The organism is Pseudomonas sp. B21-032 (assembly GCF_024748965.1).
Taxonomy (GTDB): Bacteria; Pseudomonadota; Gammaproteobacteria; order Pseudomonadales; family Pseudomonadaceae; genus Aquipseudomonas.
Window position 1 is genome coordinate 5566841 of the sequence record NZ_CP087180.1, and the last position, 19702, is coordinate 5586542.

The window sequence follows — 19702 nt, forward strand, 5'->3', positions numbered from 1 at the left end:
CTTGGTCTTCAACCGGCCTTGATGACGACGGCGGTAATGTTATCGGGGGCGCCCCGGGTCAGGCCGAGGTGCACCAGGCTGCGGACCACCTGGTAGGGGTCGCTGTGGCCCAGCACTTCGCGAATTTCATGGTCTTCGGCGGTCTTGTTCAGACCATCGCTGCACAGCAGATAGGTATCGCCAGGGAGGACCTGCAGGTGCACGGCCTCAAGTTCGAGCTCGGGCTCGACGCCAATTGCCCGGGTAACGATGTTGGCCCGCGGGTGCACCCGCGCTTCGGCCTCGCTGAGCAGGCCGCTGTCCTGCAGTTCCTGCACGTAGCTGTGATCGCGCGAGATACCTTCCAGGCGCCCGTCGCGCAGGCGATACAGGCGGCTGTCCCCGGCCCACAGGCAGATACCCTGGTCAGCGCGTACCGCCAGCAGCACCAGGGTGCTGCCCATCATCGCCACGCCACGCCGGGCGCTTTCTTCGCGCACTGCCGCGTTGACCGCCGACAGCCGCTGGCGCAGCACTTGGGCGAAGTCATTGAGGGACGCCGTGGTCGGCAACTGGCGCAAAGTATCGACGATCAGGCAACTGACGTAGTCGCCCGCCGCATGCCCGCCCATGCCATCGGCAACTGCCCACAGGCCTTCGCTGGCAAGGTCCAGGCAAGCGTCTTCATTGATGCTGCGCACCAGGCCGACATGGCTGTAGCTGGCTGCGGTGTAATGCAAAGCCGTCATCTAGCGCGCCGCCTCACTACCCAAAAGAAAACTGGCGAAATCCTCGCTGTGCGGCAGGCCCGCACAGCGCAGCATTCCCGCCTCGATATGCTCTGAGCCGCGCCCCCACCACAGGCTCATGCCGGCGCAGGCGCTTTCGGCCAAGGCTGCCTGGCGCGCCTGCGGGGTCACCGCTGCAAAGCGTTGCAAGCCGCCCACAACCGGGCTTGAAACAACAGCACTACGAGGAGCATCAATGCCCTGCACTGCTGCATCGAACGCCTCAAAAGCGGCTTGCGGCTCGAGGGTTGCCAGTAACTGGGCTTCACACTGCTCGAACCAGTTATCCGGGCCACTCACCACTGCCGCCAGCGACTCATCCGACGCCAAAACCTGGGCCAGGATAAGAGGGAAATAGCGCCCTACCCGGTCAATGCTGGGCATCAACACCCCCACTACAGCGTCGGGCCCGCATACTCCCGGGGCCAGGGCGAAGCGCCACAAGGGGCTGACCAGATAGGCCGGCAACCAGCGCTCGGCCAGTTGCTGCTGGCTGGCCACAAGCCCGGCCGCCAGCCACTGGTCCCAGGGCTGGATAAAACTCTGCGGCAAACCGCGACTGACAAAGTCGCCGCGGCTGGCCAGCTTGCCGTAGAAGCCGACGCCCGCCATCACAACCGCTCCGGCAGGCTGAAGCCGCTGAGCACGCGGCTCTTGAACGGGTTGAAGGCGCTGTTGGCGCGCAGCTCGTACGACACGCTGGCGCCATCGACGCGCAGGCGCAGGCTGAAGCGATCCGGGCCGTTGCCGGCCACCAGGTCGGATTGATCGAGCAAGCGGAACCAGGCCCACGGCCCTTCCAGGGTCAGCCCGGAGCGACCGCTGGCCGATGGCGGCATGATCGACAGGCGCACCACGCCGATGCTGTTGGGGTTTGGCCACTGCATCGCAACCGGGCGGCTCGGGCCGTGGTCATAGCTGATCTGCTGGCCATCGAGGTCGAGCAAGAACTGGGTGACCGAGGCGTCCATGGCCACCGGCTTGAGCTCGAAGCGCACGGTCGGCTGCATGCCGCCCGAGCGGAAGAACGCATCGCGAATCGCCGCCGAACGCTGAAAGGTGTGCAACACGCCAGAGCCAATGCCGAGCTTCTGCGCCGCGCCCGGCTGCCAGCGCCAAGGGTTGGCCGAGGTATCGACATACGGCTGCAGGTACTTGCGAAAGTAGCTGTCCATCACCCCGCCGACGCCGAAGAACTGGCCGAAATCGTCCAGCGTGGCATCCCGCGAGCTGCCCGCTGCCAGCGGATAACGACCGCTCAGCGACTGGCGATAAACGTTGACCACTTCGCTGGTCCAGGCGGCGTTCAGTTGATTGCGCACGCCGCCCATCATGGTGTTGGTGGTCGAGTTGACCACCGACTTGACCAGGCCCTGAACCATCGGCGGCTGGCGCTGCGCGGTGAGGCTGACGCGGTTGGCGGCGGCCGTTGCCTGGTTCTTGGCCTCGCCGAGCAGGGCGTCGCCACTGGCACCGACCATGGCACTGACCTGCACGTACAAGGCGTTCATGTCGGTGAGCAGGCCGTCGATGGCCGCTGGCTCGCCCTCGCCCTTGCTGACCAGGCTGGCGAGGTCGGCAAAGTGCGCGGTGACCGGGTCCTGGTCTTGCTGCGCCTGGCGGCTATCGGCCGGAGCATCCTGGCCCAGCAAGTTACCCAGGCGCTGCTTGAGCTGGTCGACACCTGCCTCGCTGGCTTTGGCCTGGGCCGCGGCAAGCGGGTCCTGCTGTTGCAGGTTGGTTTCCTTGGCCACGGCGCTCAGCAGCTTTTTCAGCGGCGAGGTCGGCCCGGAAATCACCCGCAGAACATCGGCGGCCTGGGCCACGCTGGTGATCGGCACAAAGTCGATATCGGCCAGCAGCGCGTCCCAGTGGCGGATGTAGTCGGCGAAATACAAACGGCGCACGTCGGCGGCCAGGCTAGTCACATCACCTTCATCGGCTTGCTCGCGGCCCAGCACCCAACGCTCTTCAGCCAGGGTATTGCTGTGTTGCAGGCTGGTGGCAAGAAACGCCTTGCGATAGCCATCAAGGGTAAACAGCCCGCTCAAGGGTTCACCCAAAGGCTTGCCGCTCTTGCGGCTGAACACCAGCGCGGCGTCGCGGCCAGCCGCTTCGCTCAGGCGAAAATCGCTGACGCCGTTGGGCAACTGCTGGCGTTTGACCCGGTCATAGACGCGCTGGGCCACCGGCAACTGCTGCAATTGGCGACGCAGGTCTTCGATCAGGTTGGCATCCAGGCGCGCATTCGGCGGACGCTTTTCAAACAGCGCCTGCAGATGCTCGCCCAATGCCGCACGCTGCTCCGGGGCCAGGTCGCGAGGCAGACTCTGCTCCCAGTCGAGGCTGACCCAGGCCTTGATGAAGTCCGGGTCGTAATGCTCGCCGTCAGCCAGCATCAGGTAGGCCTTGAGGCCTTCGTAGAGAAAGTCCGAACCACCACCGCTGTGCAGTTGCTCTTCGATACGGGTGACCAGGCGCGGGGCGAACACGGCAATCAGCAACTTGCGGTAGACGCTGGCCGACTCGGCTTCGAGCATGTCGCCCTGGTACAGCCCCAACCCCTCGGCCCAACTGGGCGGATCTTCGGCCAGATGGCGCACGGCATTGAGTAACGGCAGTACCGCCAGTACATCGCGCTGGGCCGGGCTCAAGGTTTGCAGGACTGGCCCCAGCGGCGCGAGCTTACGCTCGACCTGGGCGATGTAAGCCTGGTTTGCGCGATAGCTCAGCGCCCATACGCTGCCGACCAGCACTACCAGGGCAACGCTGGCGGCGAGTGCAGCACGGGCCAGCCATTTGCGCCGGCGCTCGACTTGCGGGTTGACCCCGACCAGCCCGCGCTCGGCAAACGCCACGGCGCTGAACAGTTTTTCAATGAAGTAGCTGCGCCCGGTGCCGCTCTGGCGTGCCAGATGGTGACGGTCCAGGCCCATGCTCTGGGCCATGGCGCCGATCAGGCGATCGATCGGGCTGCCTTCCTGGGTACCGCTGGTGAAGTACACGCCGCGCAACAGGGCGCGTTCTTCATAGGCATTGGGCTTGAACACGCCGTCGAGAAAGCCCTGCAGGTTGGAGCGCAAGGCAGCGAACTGCTGGACAAAGCCGTAAACCAGATCGCGCCGCGCCGGGTCGCGCTCCTGCTGCAGGCGCTCGACCAGGCGCTCGTTGAGGCGTTGCTCAAGGCCGGCGAACTCGCTGTGGAACTGCGCCAGCGGCCCTTCGACCGACTTGTCGTCGTCCAGAGCAAAGGTCATACCCCACACTTGAGCGCGCTCTTCCTTGCTCAGGGTGTCGAAGAACTCCATGAAACCCGGCACCAGGTCGAGCTTGGTCAGCATCAGGTAAATCGGAAAACGCACGCCCAGCTGGCTGTACAACTCCTGAATACGCGAGCGGATGGCCGCAGCATGGGCAGCACGTTCGGCGTCGCTGCCCAGCAACAGGTCGGACAGGCTGATGGCAATGAAAGCGCCATCGATCGGCCGGCGCGCGCGCTGCTTTTTCAGCAGATCGAGAAAGCCCAGCCAGGCCGCCTTGTCGACCTGGGCGTGGCTGTCCTGGGTGGTATAGCGGCCAGCGGTGTCGAGCAACACCGCCTGGTCGGTAAACCACCAGTCGCAGTTGCGCGTGCCGCCGACGCCGCGAATCGCCCCGGCGCCAAGCTGCGCCGCCAGCGGAAAGTGCAGGCCGGAATTGACCAGCGCCGTGGTCTTGCCCGAGCCCGGCGGGCCGATGATCACGTACCACGGCAGCTCGTACAGGTTGCGCCGCTCATCGCCACCCAGGCGCGCCTTTTTCAGCAGGGCCAGGGCCTCGTCCATGCGCTGGCGCAGGGTTGCCAGTTCTTCGGCGGTGGCCACGCTGGCAGGGTCAGGCGCTGTTTCTGCAGCCAGGCTGCGCATGACTTCTGCCGCCTGGCGGCGGGCCTCGATGAAGCGCCACAGGCGATAGCCGAGCCACACTGCAAACAGCAGGGCAATCAGCGCCCAGCGCCGCCCTGCCGGGATCAGCATGTCCCACAGCGGGCCGATGAACCAGATGATCAGACTCAGGGCGATCAGGCCCAGCAGCGGAATGACCCAGCGAATGACAAATCCGAAAAACGCCTTCACTCGACCCCCTCCGCCAATACAGTGATTTCAACCCGGCGGTTCTTTGCCCGGCCTTCGGCCGTGTTGTTCGCTGCCAGTGGTTCGGTGTCGCTCAGGCCCTGCGCGGTAAAGCGCGCGGGCTGGCCGGTCTTGGCGGCCAGGATCTGCAGCACCTGCTCGGCGCGGGCCTGGGACAGCGCCCAGTTGGACGGGAAGCGCAAGGTCGCGATCGGCCGGTTGTCGCTGTGGCCGGTGATGCGCACCTGGCCCTTGACCTGGCCAATGGCGTCAGCAATGCGCAGCATCAGTGGCTGCAGGCTGTCGTTGATGCTGGTGCTGGCCGAGGCGAACAATTCGTCGCCACGGATGGTCACCACCGAACGGTCGACGGCGTCTTCGACGCTGACCCGCCCGGCCTTGATATCGCTGGCCAGAAAACCCGCCAGGCGTGGACGCTCCACCGGCTTGGGCTGGGTCACCGGACGGTCGATGGCCTGCACCGGGATTTCGCCCAGGGCATGAATGTTCTTGAACACAGGCTCCGCGTCGGCGGCGAGCATCATGCGCAGGGCAAACAGCAGAGCCACAAGCAACGCCAGGGCAATGGCCAGGCCCACCCAGGGCGGGATGAACTGCGACAGCCGATCTCGGCTGACGCTGACCCCGCGCCAGTGCGGCGACAGTTCGCGCTCGAACTCGCCCCGGGCGCTGCGGATAGCGGCAGCAGTGCGTTCGCGCAAGGCTTCGAGCTGGGCGCGGCCACCGTTGATAACCCGGTAACGGCCCTCGAAGCCCAGGCACATGCACAGGTACAGCAACTCCAGCAGGTACAGGCGTTCGCGCGGGCTCTGCAGGCAGTGCTCGAGCAGCTGGAAGACCTTCTCGCCCCCCCAGGCTTCGTTGTGCACAGTGATCAGCAGGCTCTGCTTGCCCCAGTCACTGCTGCTGCCCCACGGCGTGCTGAGCACCGCTTCATCGAGCGCAGTGCACAGCGCGTAACGGGCTAGCATGACTTCGTTACGGGCCACACCGGCGGCTTCGGCGCGCTCTTCGAACTGACGCAGATAAGCCAGCAACTGCGCACGCAGGCTGGCCGGGGCCGGATGGGCGATGGTGCTGCGCAAGCGGGTCAGCAAGGCCAACAATGGCCCGGCGGCGCTTTCCAGCGGGTTGAGGCCCAGCGCCTGGCCAGCGGCTAGCGGCTGCGCTGGCATCGACGGCGCCGCCACAGGCTCCGGCGTACCGGCCTGCGGGCCGCGGCCACCGGGGCGCGGCATGAACTGGGTGCGGTCGTTGGCCGGTGGCGCCGACGGGTCGTTAGGCTGCATTGCGGCTTATCCTCGGATGGCCCAGAAGGCCAGGTTCAGCCCCGGGAACTCGCCTGCGACGTAGAAGGCAAAGCCGCCGGCGTTCTGCAGTTGCTGCCAGTGCTCGCTGCCGCGATCGAGCTCGTAGTAGGTGGAGCCGGCATGGAACGGGATCTGCCGTGGTGCCACCGGCAGCGGCAACAGACCGATGCCCGGCAGCTGCAGGTTGACCAGGTCACGGATGTGCTCGACCGCGCCGATCTTGCTTTGCTGGGCGAAGCGCCCGCGCAGGGTTTCGCTCGGTACGTCGGCACGCACCACGAGAATGAAACTGGCATTGTCGAGCAGGCTGCGGTCGGCAAGCATGGCGACATGAATGCCATAGGCCTTCTCGACAATCGGGATCGGCGTGGCCTTGCTGTCGATCAGCATCGACAGGGCTTCGCGCAGCGCCTGCATGACCGGGGCGAAGCTCGCCGCCAGGTCGTCATGCTGGTACACCGGGAACTCACCCGGGCGGCGGTTGCTGGCACAGAAGGTGGCAAACTCACCGGCCAGGCTGACCAGCTCGCTGTACAGCCGCTCCGGGTGCAACGGGCTCAACTGGCTCAGGTGCTCGACCAGCGGTTGCGCGCGATTGACCAGTTGCAGGAGCATGAAGTCGGCGATCTCCGAAGCACCACCGGCACCGGAGGCCACCACCCGCCCGGCCAGTGCTTCACCGCGTTGATGCAAAAGGCCCAGCAGTTCGCTGCGAAATGCCGACAGGCTTTTGCTCGCCGATACATCCAGCACCGGCGCGATATAGCTGTCATCCAGCACCAGGGCGCGGTCGGCGCGTTTTTCCTTGATACGTACCAGGCCCAGCGCGGCATAGTCGCTCAGGCCTTCTTCGGCGGTGATCAGGCGCAGCGCACGGGAGCCAAGGGCGACCGGGGCGCGGTTCTCGAATGGTGCGTTGTCGTCACGCACTTCGGCCACCCGGCTGACATAGCGCGCACCACCCGGTGCTTCGCCTTCGTCCACGGTATCGCGGGCACCGGCGCGCTTGAGCGGCAAGGCCAGGTACACCAGGCCATCACGCAGGTTGTCGTCGATGTTCAGCGGGCTGGGCGCCAGGTCATCGTGGGGGATGTTGAACGGCGTGCCATCGGGCAGCAGCCCGCGGGCAGAAACGATGGCCAGCTTGCCCTGGGCCAGCAGGCCCTGGTCGACCAGCAGCTCGGAGAAGCCCCAGGCGCCCGCTGACAGCGGCCGGCTGCGGGCATCGATAAGGTTCTCGAGATAACGGTCATGCTGCTGAAAGTGCTGGGTTCCGAGGAACATGCCTTCCGACCAGACCACACGATTGTTCCAGGACATGGCTTCTCCGATCGCCTATTGGGCGGTGCTGGTTGGGGAGGTATGGGCAGCGCTGCGCACAGCGCGAACATCGAGGCTGATCTGGTAGTCCAGCGGCGGCACTGGCAGCAGGCTGCGCCATTGCGCCTGGTCGATTTCGCGGTAGCCGACCACCAGGCCGATCTGGCGCGTCAGCGGGTTCAACGGCCGGTCGATGCGCACTTGCTCACCGGGCTGCACCAGCACTTCGTCCTGATCGAGCAGGTCGGCGCCCAGGGTCGCCGGGCCGCGTTCGGCCAGGGCAAAATAATCGGCGCGGCTGAAACCTGCGCTGTTCTTCAGTTCGAGAATGCGCACGCGCACAGGCGCGGCCTGGCCGTTGGCACCCGGGTTGAGCCCGGCGGCGGCACTGAAATACAAGGTGACGCTGGTAGGCCCCGCCACCTCGGGCTGGACCGGTGCTGCGACTTCATCCTTGCTACAACCACTGAGCAGCAGTGTGGTTACCGCTGCCATCAGCATTGTTCGAATCATCCTGCGTCCTCAATGACGTGGCACTTTCCGTTTGTTTCAGGAGCGCTGCAGACGCGCGCCGTGCTCCTCGTAGGCGCGACTGAATTCGCGCCCGAACAGGTCCTGGAAGTCGTCTTCGGCTTCCCGGGAAATCTTGCTGTACAGCTCGGTGAACTGCTGCCAGTACTGCGCCTGGCGCGAACCTGCGAACAGCTTCGACAGCCCTGCCGGTTCGCCGAGCCGCGATTCCAGCTGCGCCGGCTCGAAGCGCCCGAGCAGGTGCTTGATGGCCGCTTCAACACCGGCCATCACTGCCAGCTGATGCGCGCGCAAGTCGTCGAAACTGTCGCGTACCGCCTGGTCCGGCGCCATGAACGCGTGGTTGCCATGGCGCAGCAGCAACAGCAGCGCTTCATCGGCATTGGGCGCGAACTTGAGCGGGTTGTTTTCTGCCGGGCGGATCATCGTCTGCTGCATGCGGAACTCGCCCTTGAGGCTGCTGCGCGCACGCAACACATCGATCAGGCCCTCGACCATCAAGCGATAACTGCGGCCAAGGGCTTCCATCTGCGCCTCGACCTGGGCGCTGTCGATACGCAGATGTTCAAGCCCCGCACCGCGCAGGAACGCCTGGGCCAGCACACTGGAGTCGCCAGCCTGCGCCGAGGCCTCGACAGGCGCGGGCATGGGTGCGGGCATGGCTGGTTCGACAGCTACAACGACAGGCGCGGGCGCCGCCGGCACAGGTTCGGCGAACAGGTCCCAGTCTTCGGGAATCACACCAGGGCTTGCCGGTACCGGCTCAGGCGTCGACGCTACGGGCGTTGGCGGGCGAAAATCATGCTGCTGGGCAGGCACATGATCGGGCAGGGTCACCGGCGCAATGCTCGCCGGTGCAAGAAAATCGAACAGGTCCGGCAAGGTGGCATTGCTTGATGCGCCCTGAATCAACGCAGGCGTGGCAGGGCTTGGGGCAACCGGAGTGCTGCCGTTCTGATTGGCCATCAGGGCTTCGAAGCTGTTGGAGGCATCAGCACCGTACGGGTTGCCATCCGCCATTTTGAAGCTTGAATCGATCCGCGCCTGAATCTCGTACTCGCCGATACGGATGACTTCGCCATCCATCAACGGCTCACTGTTACCACGACGCAAGCGAATACCGGCGTGAATTAATTCGACACCGTTAGTGCTGTTATCGGTCAGGTAATAACGGCCGTCTTTATATTGAATTACACAATGTTGCGAAGAAACCAGACGCTCCGGATCGGGCAGCACCCAATCATTGTCGGGGCCGCGACCAATACTGATGGCACCTGACTCGATGAACTTTTCAGGACATTGGCCAGGGGTAATCTTGTGATAACTGGTAATAGTAAGACTCAGCGACATCACGCCTCCTTAGCAACATCCCGAATCGCCTGTGGGCCCGCTGGAGGCCTGCCACACTTGCCACGATTCGCTTCCAATCCCTGAAAAAGTCTACTGAATGTCCGAATTTCGTTCACTTTTCGCTGATGTTCATCAGTTTCAAATGACATCCACCGCTACCCTGACCAACAAGTCAATAAACCTGTACGGCCCAGTATGCAGGTCACGATGGGCCGCTAGCTTACCTTGACAGCCAATTGGAAATAAACCAAAAATGCGCAACTTGCTGAACAGGCGTGATATCACTTTGATATCAACTAAGGACAACTCAGCAAATTATGTGCGCTATGTCACAAAACCAACTAGCACACATTAGCCACCCCCACCACGGGACGATACGGAGATCGATATCTGGTGAACTCAGCGCATTTGCTCGCTGCCGTTTCGGAAAACTTTCCTTGCGGCGACGACCTTGAATACGACCCGGACTTCCTGCAATTGGAGCGTGATGCCCAAGGCCGGCCCGAGCGTGTCATGGGCGATGCCATCCAGCCTGCCGAAGCTCCGCAGTGGCGGCAGATCGAACAGTCCTGCACCGCCCTGCTGCAACGCAGCAAAGACCTTCGCGTCACTCATTTCCTCTTGCAAAGTGCCCTCGCCCTGCACGGCATTGCCGGCCTGGCCAACACTCTGCAACTGATCAACGAGCTGTTGCGCCAGTACTGGCCGCAGGTCCATCCGCAGCTCGACGCCGATGACGACAACGACCCGACAGTGCGTATCAACGCCCTCGCCGGTCTGGTCTGCGAGACCAACATCGCCCTGCTGCGCGAAAGCCTGCTGACCCGCTCCCGCGCCTTCGGCCCGGTCAGCCTGCGCGCAGCCCTGCACGCCAGCGGTTTGCAGCACTTTGCCAGCGAGACGCTCAACGCCGACGAACTCGGCGGCGCCCTGCGCGACAGCGATGGCGAGCAACTGCAGGCCACCCGCGAGGCGCTACAGCAAGCCCGCGAGGCCGCCGAGGCAATCGAGCAATACGTCAACGAGCAGGTCGGATCGGCCAGCGGAGTTGACCTGAGCGCGCTCAAGCAGCCGCTGCGCCAGGCCGCGCAGATTCTTGCCGAACATGCGCCGGCCAGCGAGCAGGCCGCCAACGACGCCAGCGAAACCAGCAGCGCTGCCGACAGCTCGACGCCGGTTGCCGAGGCCGCCCCCGCGCCCGCCGTCGCTCGCGCTTCGGCCGATATCGCCAGCCGCGATGAAGTGCTGCGCAGCCTTGACCGAATTCTCAAGTACTACGCCCGCCACGAGCCCTCGAGCCCGCTGCCGGTGCTGCTCAACCGCGCGAAAAATCTGGTCAACGCCGATTTTGCCGCGATCGTCCGCGACTTGATCCCCGATGGGCTGTCGCAGTTCGAAACCCTGCGCGGACCCGAAGCTGACTGAGGCCTGCGGGCCTGACCCAACGCACATACGCAACACCGTTACCGGCAACGATCGATGACGCCAATACCGTCGCACCTGCGACCAGGAGGAACAACGTGGCGAACCCCAGTTCTCAGAAATTCATTGCGCGCAATCGCGCGCCGCGGGTGCAGATCGAGTATGACGTCGAGCTCTACGGCGCCGAGAAGAAGGTCCAGCTGCCTTTCGTCATGGGCGTCATGGCCGACCTCGCGGGCAAGCCTGCCGAGCCGCTGGCCCCGGTCGCCGAGCGCAAGTTCCTGGAAATCGACGTCGACAACTTCGACTCGCGCCTCAAGGCCATGCAGCCACGGGTGGCGTTCCACGTACCCAACGAGCTGACCGGCGAAGGCAACCTGAGCCTGGATATCACCTTCGAGAGCATGGACGACTTCAGCCCTGCCGCCGTGGCGCGCAAGGTCGATTCGCTGAACCAGCTGCTCGAAGCGCGGACCCAGCTGGCCAACCTGCTGACCTACATGGACGGCAAGACTGGCGCCGAAGAAATCATCATGAAAGCCATCAAGGATCCGGCCCTGCTCCAGGCCTTGGCCAGCGCGCCAAAGCCCCAGGATGCCGAGCCGAACGCTTAATCAGGACAAAGCCTCATGACCGATCCGATGCGTGATACCCAGGCCCAGCCAGCGGCCACCGAGCAAGCCAGCGAGTTCGCTTCGCTGCTGCTGCAAGAATTCAAACCCAAGACCGAGCGCGCCCGTGAGGCCGTCGAAACTGCGGTGCGCACCCTGGCCGAACAGGCCCTGGCGCAAACCGACCTGGTGTCCAATGACGCGATCAAGTCGATCGAATCGATCATTGCCGCCATCGACGCCAAGCTCACCGCCCAGGTCAACCAGGTGATCCACCACCCCGAGTTCCAGAAGCTGGAAAGCGCCTGGCGGGGCCTGCACTACCTGGTCAACAACACCGAGAGCGACGAGCAGCTGAAAATCCGCGTGCTCAACATCTCCAAGCCCGACCTGCACAAGACCCTGAAGAAATTCAAGGGCACGGCCTGGGACCAGAGCCCGCTGTTCAAGAAGATGTACGAAGAAGAGTACGGCCAGTTCGGCGGCGAGCCGTATGGTTGCCTGGTCGGCGACTACTACTTCGACCAGTCGCCACCGGACGTCGAGCTGCTCGGCGAGCTGTCCAAGGTGTGTGCCGCCATGCACTCGCCGTTCATCGCTGCGGCCTCGCCGACCGTGATGGGCATGGGCTCGTGGCAGGAGCTGTCGAACCCGCGCGACCTGACCAAAATCTTCACCACCCCCGAGTACGCCGGCTGGCGCTCGCTGCGTGAATCGGAAGATTCGCGCTACATTGGCCTGACCATGCCGCGCTTCCTGGCGCGCCTGCCGTATGGCGCCAAGACCGACCCGGTAGAAGCCTTCGCCTTCGAAGAAGACACCGACGGCGCCGACAGCGCCAAGTACACCTGGGCCAACGCCGCCTACGCGATGGCGGTGAACATCAACCGCTCGTTCAAGTACTACGGCTGGTGCTCGCGGATTCGCGGCGTCGAGTCCGGTGGCGAAGTGCAGAACCTGCCGGCGCACACCTTCCCTACCGATGACGGTGGCGTGGACATGAAGTGCCCGACTGAAATCGCCATCTCCGACCGCCGTGAAGCGGAACTGGCGAAGAACGGTTTCATGCCGCTGTTGCACAAGAAGAACACCGACTTCGCCGCCTTCATTGGCGCCCAGTCGCTGCAAAAGCCTGCCGAGTACGACGACCCGGACGCCACCGCCAACGCCAACCTGGCCGCGCGCCTGCCGTACCTGTTCGCCACCTGCCGCTTCGCTCACTACCTGAAGTGCATCGTGCGCGACAAGATCGGCTCGTTCAAAGAGAAGGACGAGATGCAGCGCTGGCTGCAGGACTGGATCCTCAACTACGTCGATGGCGATCCGGCCCACTCCACCGAAACCACCAAGGCCCAGCACCCACTGGCAGCTGCCGAAGTGGTGGTCGAAGAAGTCGAAGGCAACCCGGGTTACTACAACTCGCGTTTCTACCTGCGCCCGCACTACCAGCTCGAAGGGCTGACCGTGTCGCTGCGCCTGGTATCGAAGTTGCCGTCGGCCAAGGGCGCCTGAGCCCAGGCTCGCTAGAACGCCCCGTGCTGCGGGGCGTGCACTGAAAAAATAATGTGGTAGATGCCACACTCTGGAGACAACATGGCAGTTGATATTTTCATCAAGATTGGCGACATCAAGGGCGAGTCCATGGACAAGGCCCACAAGGACGAAATCGATGTGCTGAACTGGAGCTGGGGCATGGCCCAGTCCGGCAACATGCACATGGGTGGTGGCGGCGGCGCCGGCAAGGTCAACATCCAGGACCTGTCGCTGACCAAGTACGTCGACAAATCCAGCCCCAACCTGATGATGCACTGCTCCAGCGGCAAGCACATCGACAAGGTCAAGCTGACCGTGCGCAAGGCCGGTGGCGAGAGCCAGGTCGAGTACCTGATCATCAACCTCGAAGAAGTGCTGATCAGCTCGCTGAGCACCGGTGGCTCGGGCGGCGATGACCGCCTGACCGAAAACGTCACCCTGAACTTCGGCAAAGTCACGGTCGATTACCAGCCGCAGAAAGCTGACGGCACCAAAGACGGCGGCCCGGTCAAGTACGGCTGGAACGTGCGCCAGAACGTCAAGATCTGATGCGTTTCGCCCTCTTCGCGGGGCAAACCCGCTCCCACCCTGTAGGAGCGGGCTTGCCCCGCGATAGGGATAACGCACTCACGCATATCACCACCGGAGCCGCCCCTTGGTAGCCGAAATCGCTGCACGTGACCGTCTGCAGCCTTCGCTGCTCGATCGTCTGACCGACGACGAGCCCGGCAACCTGCAAGAAGCCAACGACAAGCGCGTGCTTTCGCTGAGCCAGCTCAAGGCCTCGGTACTACGCGACCTCACCTGGCTGCTCAACACCACTTCACTGCTCGATGCGGCCGCCACCCTCAACACCCCGGCCGGCACTTCGGTGGTCAACTACGGCCTGCCGGCACTGGCCGGTAACAGCGCCTCGAACATTGATATCAGCGCACTGGAGAGCATCATTTACCAGGCCATCGCCACCTTCGAACCACGCATCCTGCGCAGCAGCCTGCGGGTGCGCGCCCAGGTCGCACCGGGGGAGATGAACAACAACGCCCTGAGTTTCGAGATCGAAGGCGACCTGTGGGCCCAGCCGGCGGCACTGCCGTTGCTGCTGCGCACCGACCTTGACCTGGAATCCGGACATGTCCGGGTGGCCCCCGCCGAGCGCCGGAGACGTCCATGAACCCGCGCCTGCTCGAGCTGTACAACCAGGAACTGCAACACATCCGCGAAAGCGCGGCAGAATTTTCCCGGGAATACCCGAAGATCGCCGGGCGCCTGACCCTGTCCGGTATCGACTGCGCCGACCCCTATGTCGAGCGCCTGCTTGAAGGTTTTGCCTACCTGACCGCACGGGTGCAACTCAAGCTCGATGCCGAGTACCCGACCTTCACCCACAACCTGCTGGAGATCGCCTACCCGCACTACCTGGCGCCGACGCCGTCGATGACGGTGGTGCAGATGCAGGCCGATCCAGATGAAGGTTCGCTCAGTGCCGGCTTCACCCTGCCGCGTGGCAGCGTGCTGCGCGCCACCCTTGGTCGCGATTCGCAAACGCCTTGCGAGTTTCGTAGTGCCCATCCCGTTACCCTGTGGCCGCTGCAAGTCGCCCAGGCGGAATACTTCGGCAACCCGGCAGCCCGCCTCGGGCGCCTGGCCGCCAGCGAACCGAAAGCCCGCGCCGGCTTGCGCATTACCTTGCGTACCGGCGCCGACCTGCCGTTCAACGCCCTCGACCTCAGCAGCCTGCCGCTGTACCTGAACGGCGCCGACGAACTGCCGTTTCGCCTGTACGAGCAGCTGCTGGGCAACGCCTGTGCGGTGTTCGCGCGCCAGCCTGGCAGCGACTGGGTCGAGCGCATCCCGACCTCAGCCCTGCGCCCTTGCGGCTTCGATGACCGCGAGGCGGCGTTACCGGTGGTGCCGCAGGCATTCCAGGGTTACCGCCTGCTGCAGGAGTACTTCGCCCTGCCGCAGCGTTTTCTGTTCGTAGAATTTGCCGAACTGGGTCGCGCAGTAAAGCGTTGCGATGGTCAGGAGCTGGAGCTGATCGTGCTGTTCGAGCGCTACGACCAGAGCCTGGAAGGCAGCGTCGGCACCGAGCAGTTCGTGCCCTTCTGCACACCGGCGATCAACCTGTTCCCGCGCCGGGTCGACCGCATCCACCTGAATGACCGGGTCAACGAACATCATGTGATTGCCGACCGCACCCGGCCAATGGATTTCGAGATCCACTCGTTGAGCAGCGTTACCGGCCACGGCACCGGCCCCGACCAGGCTTTCCTGCCCTTCTATGCCGTACGCGACCCGTCGCGCTACGGCCGTGACCAGGCCTATTACATCGTCCGCCGCGAGCCGCGCATGCTTTCCAGCGAGCAGCGCCGCAACGGTACCCGCTCGACCTACATGGGCAGCGAAACCTTCATCAGCCTGGTCGATGGCCAACAGGCGCCTTACCGCCACGACCTGCGCCAACTGGGGGTCAGTGCCCTGTGCACCAATCGCGACCTGGCGCTGTTCATGAACGTCGGCGATGGCCGCAGTGATTTCACCCTGGCCGACAGCGCGCCGGTGGCCGCCATTCGCTGCCTGGCCGGGCCAAGCCGGCCACGGGCCAGCCATGCCCATGACAACAAGGCCTGGCGTCTGATCAGCCAGTTGTCGCTGAACTACCTGTCGCTGACCGAGCAAGGCCAGGGCGCCGCCGCCCTGCGCGAGTTGCTGCGCCTGTACGGCGACAGCCACGACGCCGCCCTGCAGCTGCAGATCGACGGCCTGCGCGAGGTCAGCAGCAAGGCCTGCACGCGACGCCTGCCGATGCCGGGGCCGATCGTCTTTGGCCGTGGCCTGGAGATCACCCTGGAATTCGACGAAAACGCCTTTCGCGGCACTGGCGTGTTCCTGCTCGGTGCGGTTTTCGAGCGCTTCCTGGCACGTTACGTGTCGATCAACAGCTTTACCGAGACGGTGCTCCGTACCACCGAACGCGGCGAGATCATGCGATGGAAAGCCAAGCCCGGACGCCGTCCGACCCTGTGAACATCCTCAGCGAAATGCAGGCCGAACCCTGGAACTACGATTTCTTCCAGGCCCTGCGCCGGCTGCAATGCGAGTCGCCGCAGCTGCCACGCTTCGGCCATTCGCTGCGCCTGGCCGATGATCCGGTGCGCCTTGGCCAGCAGCTCGACTGTGCGTTTGCGCCGGCCACCCTGGCGGCGCTGACGCCTGCCAGTGATCAGGGCCCGGCGCGCCTGGAGCAGTTCTTCTTTGGCCTCGGCGGCCCCAACGGCCCCTTGCCGCTGCACCTGACCGAGTACATGCGCGAGCGCCAGCGCAACAATGCCGACAGCACCAGCAAGCGCTTTCTCGATGTCTTTCATCACCGTCTGTTGAGCCTGTTCTACCGGGCCTGGGCCGAAGCGCGGCCGACGGTCAGCCATGACCGGCCCGATGACGACTACTGGGCCGCCCGCCTGGCCGCCCTGAGCGGGCGCGGCACCCCGGCGCTGCGTAATCAGGGCCCGTTGCCGGATACCGCCAAGTTGCACTACAGCGGCCACCTCGCCGCCCAGACCCGCTATCCGGATGGCCTGCGCGGTATTCTCGGGGCCTACTTCGGCGTGCCGGTAAGCATCGAGGAATACGTTGGCCAGTGGCTGCAACTGCCTGAACGCAGCCGCCTGGGCGCGAGCGCCAATCAGCTGGGCATGGATGTGTGCCTGGGCAGCCATGTCTGGGACCGCCAGCACAAGTTCCGCATCTGCCTGGGGCCGCTGAGCCTGGAGCAATACCTGTCGCTATTGCCCGATGGCAGTGCCTTCGCCGAGCTGGTGGCCTGGGTCGCCGAGCACCAGGGGCACGAGCTGGACTGGGACCTGCAACTGATTCTGCAGCAGGACGAAATACCCGCCCTGCAACTCAACACTGGCCGACGCCTGGGTTTCGATACCTGGCTCGGCCGCCCGCAACACGATGCCAGCGACCTGACATTGGCTCGGTACTACGCCGAGACGCGCGCATCGCAATCCACAAGGAGTCCGGAACATGGGTGAAATCAGCCGCGCCGCGCTGTTCGGCAAGCTCAACAGCGTCGCTTACAAGGCCATCGAGGCCGCCACGGTGTTCTGCAAACTGCGGGGCAACCCCTATGTGGAGCTGGCCCACTGGTTTCATCAGTTGCTGCAACTGCAGGACTCGGACCTGCACCGCATCATTCGCCAGTTCAACCTGGAGCCAGCACGCCTGGCCCGCGAACTGACCGAGGCCCTGGACCGCCTGCCGCGCGGCTCGACCTCGATCACCGACCTGTCGTCCCACGTCGAAGAGGCGGTGGAGCGTGGCTGGGTGTATGGCAGCCTGATGTTCGGCGAAAGCCAGGTGCGCACCGGTTACCTGGTGCTCGGCATCCTCAAGACTCCGAGCCTGCGCAATGCCCTGCTCGGCCTGTCGTCGGAGTTTGCCAAGATCAAGGTCGAAGCCCTCAGCGAGCGCTTTGACGAGTACGTCGGCGACTCGCCGGAAAACGCCCTGGGCGCCAGCGACGGTTTCAATGCCGGCGCCGTGCCGGGCGAAGCCAGCGGCGCCATGGCTCCCAGCGCTCTGGGCAAGCAGGAAGCGCTCAAGCGCTTTACCGTCGACCTCACCGAGCAGGCGCGCAGTGGCAAGCTCGACCCGATCGTTGGTCGCGACGAAGAGATTCGCCAACTGGTGGATATCCTCATGCGTCGCCGGCAGAACAACCCGATCCTCACCGGTGAAGCCGGGGTGGGCAAAACCGCGGTGGTTGAAGGCTTTGCCCTGCGCATCGTTGCCGGCGATGTTCCGCCATCGCTCAAGGACGTCGAATTGCGCAGCCTGGATGTCGGCCTGCTACAGGCCGGGGCGAGCATGAAAGGCGAGTTCGAACAGCGCCTGCGCCAGGTCATCGAGGACGTGCAGGCCTCGCCCAAACCGATCATCCTGTTCATCGACGAAGCCCACACCCTGGTCGGTGCCGGTGGTGCCGCCGGCACCGGCGATGCTGCCAACCTGCTCAAGCCCGCGCTGGCCCGTGGCAGCTTGCGCACCGTGGCCGCCACCACCTGGGCCGAGTACAAGAAGCACATCGAGAAAGACCCGGCCCTGACCCGGCGTTTTCAGGTGGTGCAAGTCGCCGAGCCGAGCGAAGACAAGGCACTGCTGATGATGCGCGGCGTGGCCTCGACCATGGAGCAGCACCATCAGGTGCAGATTCTCGATGAAGCCCTGGAAGCCTCGGTCAAGCTCTCCCACCGCTACATCCCGGCGCGCCAGTTGCCAGACAAGTCCGTCAGCCTGCTCGACACCGCCTGCGCCCGCGTCGCCATCAGCCTGCATGCGGTACCGGCCGAGGTCGACGACAGCCGTCGACGCATCGAGGCACTGCAAACCGAGCTGCAGATCATCGCCCGCGAGCAGGCCATCGGTATCGCCATCGGCAATCGCCAGCAACAGTCTGAAACCTTGCTGGCCACCGAGCGCGAGCGCCTGGCCGAACTGGAAAGTCGCTGGGCCGAAGAGAAGGCCCTGGTCGACGAGCTGCTGGCCACCCGCGCGCAGCTGCGCGAAAACGTTGGGGTGGTCGACCGCGACACCGGCAGCGAACAGAGCCATGAGCTGCGCGAAAAACTCATCGAGCTGCAGCAGCGCCTGAGCGCCCTGCAAGGTGAAACCCCACTGATCCTGCCAACCGTCGACTATCAGGCGGTGGCCTCGGTGGTTGCCGACTGGACCGGCATCCCGGTCGGACGCATGGCCCGCAACGAGCTCGAGACCGTGCTCAAGCTCGACCAGCACCTGGCCAAGCGCATCATTGGCCAGGACCATGCCCTGCAGATGATCGCCAAGCGTATCCAGACCTCCCGCGCTGGCCTCGACAACCCCAACAAACCAATCGGCGTGTTCATGCTCGCCGGCACCTCCGGGGTAGGCAAGACCGAAACCGCCCTGGCCCTGGCCGAAGCCATGTACGGCGGTGAGCAGAACGTCATCACCATCAACATGAGCGAGTTCCAGGAAGCCCATACCGTCTCGACCCTCAAGGGCGCCCCGCCCGGCTATGTCGGTTATGGCGAAGGCGGCGTGCTGACCGAAGCGGTGCGGCGCAAGCCCTACAGCGTGGTGCTGCTCGACGAGGTGGAAAAAGCCCACCCGGACGTGCACGAAATTTTCTTCCAGGTGTTCGACAAGGGTGTGATGGAAGACGGCGAAGGCCGGGTGATCGACTTCAAGAACACCTTGATCCTGCTCACCACCAACGCCGGTACCGAGCTGATTTCCCGGGTCTGCAAAGACCCGCAGAACACCCCTGAACCCGAGGCCATCGCCAGCGCCCTGCGCCAACCGCTGCTGGAAATCTTCCCGCCGGCGCTGCTCGGCCGCCTGGTGACCATCCCCTACTACCCGCTCAGCGACGAGATGCTCAAGGCCATCACCCGCCTGCAGCTCGAACGCATCCGCAAGCGCGTGCAAGGCACCCACAAGGTGGCCTTCGACTACGACGACGAAGTGGTCGACTTGATCGTTTCGCGCTGCAGCGAGACCGAGAGCGGCGGGCGGATGATCGACGCGATCCTGACCAACAGCCTGCTGCCGGACATGAGCCGCGAGTTCCTCTCCCGCATGCTCGAAGGCAAGGCCCTGGCCGGGGTGCGCATCAGCCGCCGCGACAACGACCTGCACTACCACTTCAGCGACGCGCCGTGATGGCGCGTTTGACG

At 64.5% G+C, this 19702-nt stretch carries 15 protein-coding genes; 8 read left to right on the plus strand and 7 right to left on the minus strand.

Translation table 11 applies throughout. From position 1 onward, the window contains the following. Positions 1 to 8 precede the first annotated feature (8 nt). From LOY54_RS25795 to tagH, 7 genes are read right to left on the minus strand one after another with little or no spacing between them, the layout of a single operon-like run. Positions 9 to 728, minus strand: coding sequence for a PP2C family serine/threonine-protein phosphatase (locus LOY54_RS25795; protein WP_093378531.1), 720 nt, complete (start codon positions 726 to 728; stop codon positions 9 to 11). Continuing rightward, the gene (gene tagF / locus LOY54_RS25800; protein ID WP_258608460.1) at positions 729 to 1379 is read right to left on the minus strand and encodes a type VI secretion system-associated protein TagF; all 651 of its coding nucleotides are present in this window, start codon (positions 1377 to 1379) and stop codon (positions 729 to 731) included. It lies immediately after the preceding gene. Then, entirely contained in the window at positions 1379 to 4882 is a 3504-nt protein-coding gene (gene tssM, locus LOY54_RS25805; protein WP_258608461.1) for a type VI secretion system membrane subunit TssM, read from the minus strand. Before tssM ends, tagF begins: the two co-directional genes overlap by 1 nt. Continuing rightward, entirely contained in the window at positions 4879 to 6189 is a 1311-nt protein-coding gene (locus LOY54_RS25810) for a DotU family type VI secretion system protein (protein ID WP_258608463.1), read from the minus strand. Before LOY54_RS25810 ends, tssM begins: the two co-directional genes overlap by 4 nt. A 6-nt stretch (positions 6190 to 6195) precedes the next feature. Further along, entirely contained in the window at positions 6196 to 7530 is a 1335-nt protein-coding gene (gene tssK, locus LOY54_RS25815) for a type VI secretion system baseplate subunit TssK (RefSeq protein WP_258608466.1), read from the minus strand. A 15-nt stretch (positions 7531 to 7545) separates the two neighbouring features. Next, positions 7546 to 8043 carry a type VI secretion system lipoprotein TssJ gene (tssJ, locus tag LOY54_RS25820; RefSeq protein WP_045202269.1) on the minus strand — a complete coding sequence of 166 codons (498 nt, stop codon included), beginning with the start codon at positions 8041 to 8043 and terminating at the stop codon, positions 7546 to 7548. A 36-nt stretch (positions 8044 to 8079) separates the two neighbouring features. Then, positions 8080 to 9411, minus strand: coding sequence for a type VI secretion system-associated FHA domain protein TagH (gene tagH, locus LOY54_RS25825; protein WP_258608470.1), 1332 nt, complete (start codon positions 9409 to 9411; stop codon positions 8080 to 8082). A 393-nt stretch (positions 9412 to 9804) separates the two neighbouring features. On the opposite strand from tagH, the gene tssA reads away from it, so the two are divergent. The 8 genes from tssA (at position 9805) to tssH (ending at position 19688) form a co-directional block, all read left to right on the plus strand. Beyond that, positions 9805 to 10836, plus strand: coding sequence for a type VI secretion system protein TssA (gene tssA, locus LOY54_RS25830; protein ID WP_258608473.1), 1032 nt, complete (start codon positions 9805 to 9807; stop codon positions 10834 to 10836). A 95-nt stretch (positions 10837 to 10931) separates the two neighbouring features. After that, the gene (tssB, locus tag LOY54_RS25835; RefSeq protein ID WP_010221277.1) at positions 10932 to 11447 is read left to right on the plus strand and encodes a type VI secretion system contractile sheath small subunit; all 516 of its coding nucleotides are present in this window, start codon (positions 10932 to 10934) and stop codon (positions 11445 to 11447) included. Between the two features lie 15 nt (positions 11448 to 11462). Continuing rightward, the gene (tssC, locus tag LOY54_RS25840; protein ID WP_010221276.1) at positions 11463 to 12956 is read left to right on the plus strand and encodes a type VI secretion system contractile sheath large subunit; all 1494 of its coding nucleotides are present in this window, start codon (positions 11463 to 11465) and stop codon (positions 12954 to 12956) included. An 81-nt stretch (positions 12957 to 13037) separates the two neighbouring features. Then, positions 13038 to 13526 (plus strand): type VI secretion system tube protein Hcp, encoded by a 489-nt coding sequence (locus LOY54_RS25845; protein ID WP_038998241.1) that lies wholly within the window; start codon positions 13038 to 13040, stop codon positions 13524 to 13526. Between the two features lie 106 nt (positions 13527 to 13632). Beyond that, positions 13633 to 14148 (plus strand): type VI secretion system baseplate subunit TssE, encoded by a 516-nt coding sequence (gene tssE, locus LOY54_RS25850; protein ID WP_093378493.1) that lies wholly within the window; start codon positions 13633 to 13635, stop codon positions 14146 to 14148. After that, positions 14145 to 16004 carry a type VI secretion system baseplate subunit TssF gene (gene tssF, locus LOY54_RS25855; RefSeq protein ID WP_258608477.1) on the plus strand — a complete coding sequence of 620 codons (1860 nt, stop codon included), beginning with the start codon at positions 14145 to 14147 and terminating at the stop codon, positions 16002 to 16004. The genes tssE and tssF overlap by 4 nt, the downstream gene beginning before the upstream one ends. Next, positions 15968 to 17017, plus strand: a complete 1050-nt coding sequence (tssG, locus tag LOY54_RS25860; protein ID WP_258608479.1) for a type VI secretion system baseplate subunit TssG — start codon at positions 15968 to 15970, stop codon at positions 17015 to 17017. Before tssF ends, tssG begins: the two co-directional genes overlap by 37 nt. Next, on the plus strand, positions 17010 to 19688 hold the full coding sequence (gene tssH / locus LOY54_RS25865; RefSeq protein ID WP_258608480.1) for a type VI secretion system ATPase TssH: 2679 nt from the start codon (positions 17010 to 17012) through the stop codon (positions 19686 to 19688). Before tssG ends, tssH begins: the two co-directional genes overlap by 8 nt. Positions 19689 to 19702: the final 14 nt, after the last annotated feature.

Excerpts from the sequence above, each read along its gene's own strand:
- LOY54_RS25795 (WP_093378531.1), bottom strand. The coding sequence starts at position 728 with ATGACGGCTTTGCATTACACCGCAGCCAGCTACAGCCATGTCGGCCTG.
- tagF (WP_258608460.1), bottom strand. The coding sequence starts at position 1,379 with ATGGCGGGCGTCGGCTTCTACGGCAAGCTGGCCAGCCGCGGCGACTTT.
- LOY54_RS25810 (WP_258608463.1), bottom strand. The coding sequence starts at position 6,189 with ATGCAGCCTAACGACCCGTCGGCGCCACCGGCCAACGACCGCACCCAG.
- tssK (WP_258608466.1), bottom strand. The coding sequence starts at position 7,530 with ATGTCCTGGAACAATCGTGTGGTCTGGTCGGAAGGCATGTTCCTCGGA.
- tssJ (WP_045202269.1), bottom strand. The coding sequence starts at position 8,043 with ATGATTCGAACAATGCTGATGGCAGCGGTAACCACACTGCTGCTCAGT.
- tagH (WP_258608470.1), bottom strand. The coding sequence starts at position 9,411 with ATGTCGCTGAGTCTTACTATTACCAGTTATCACAAGATTACCCCTGGC.
- tssC (WP_010221276.1), top strand. The coding sequence starts at position 11,463 with ATGACCGATCCGATGCGTGATACCCAGGCCCAGCCAGCGGCCACCGAG.
- LOY54_RS25845 (WP_038998241.1), top strand. The coding sequence starts at position 13,038 with ATGGCAGTTGATATTTTCATCAAGATTGGCGACATCAAGGGCGAGTCC.
- tssF (WP_258608477.1), top strand. The coding sequence starts at position 14,145 with ATGAACCCGCGCCTGCTCGAGCTGTACAACCAGGAACTGCAACACATC.
- tssG (WP_258608479.1), top strand. The coding sequence starts at position 15,968 with ATGGAAAGCCAAGCCCGGACGCCGTCCGACCCTGTGAACATCCTCAGC.
- tssH (WP_258608480.1), top strand. The coding sequence starts at position 17,010 with ATGGGTGAAATCAGCCGCGCCGCGCTGTTCGGCAAGCTCAACAGCGTC.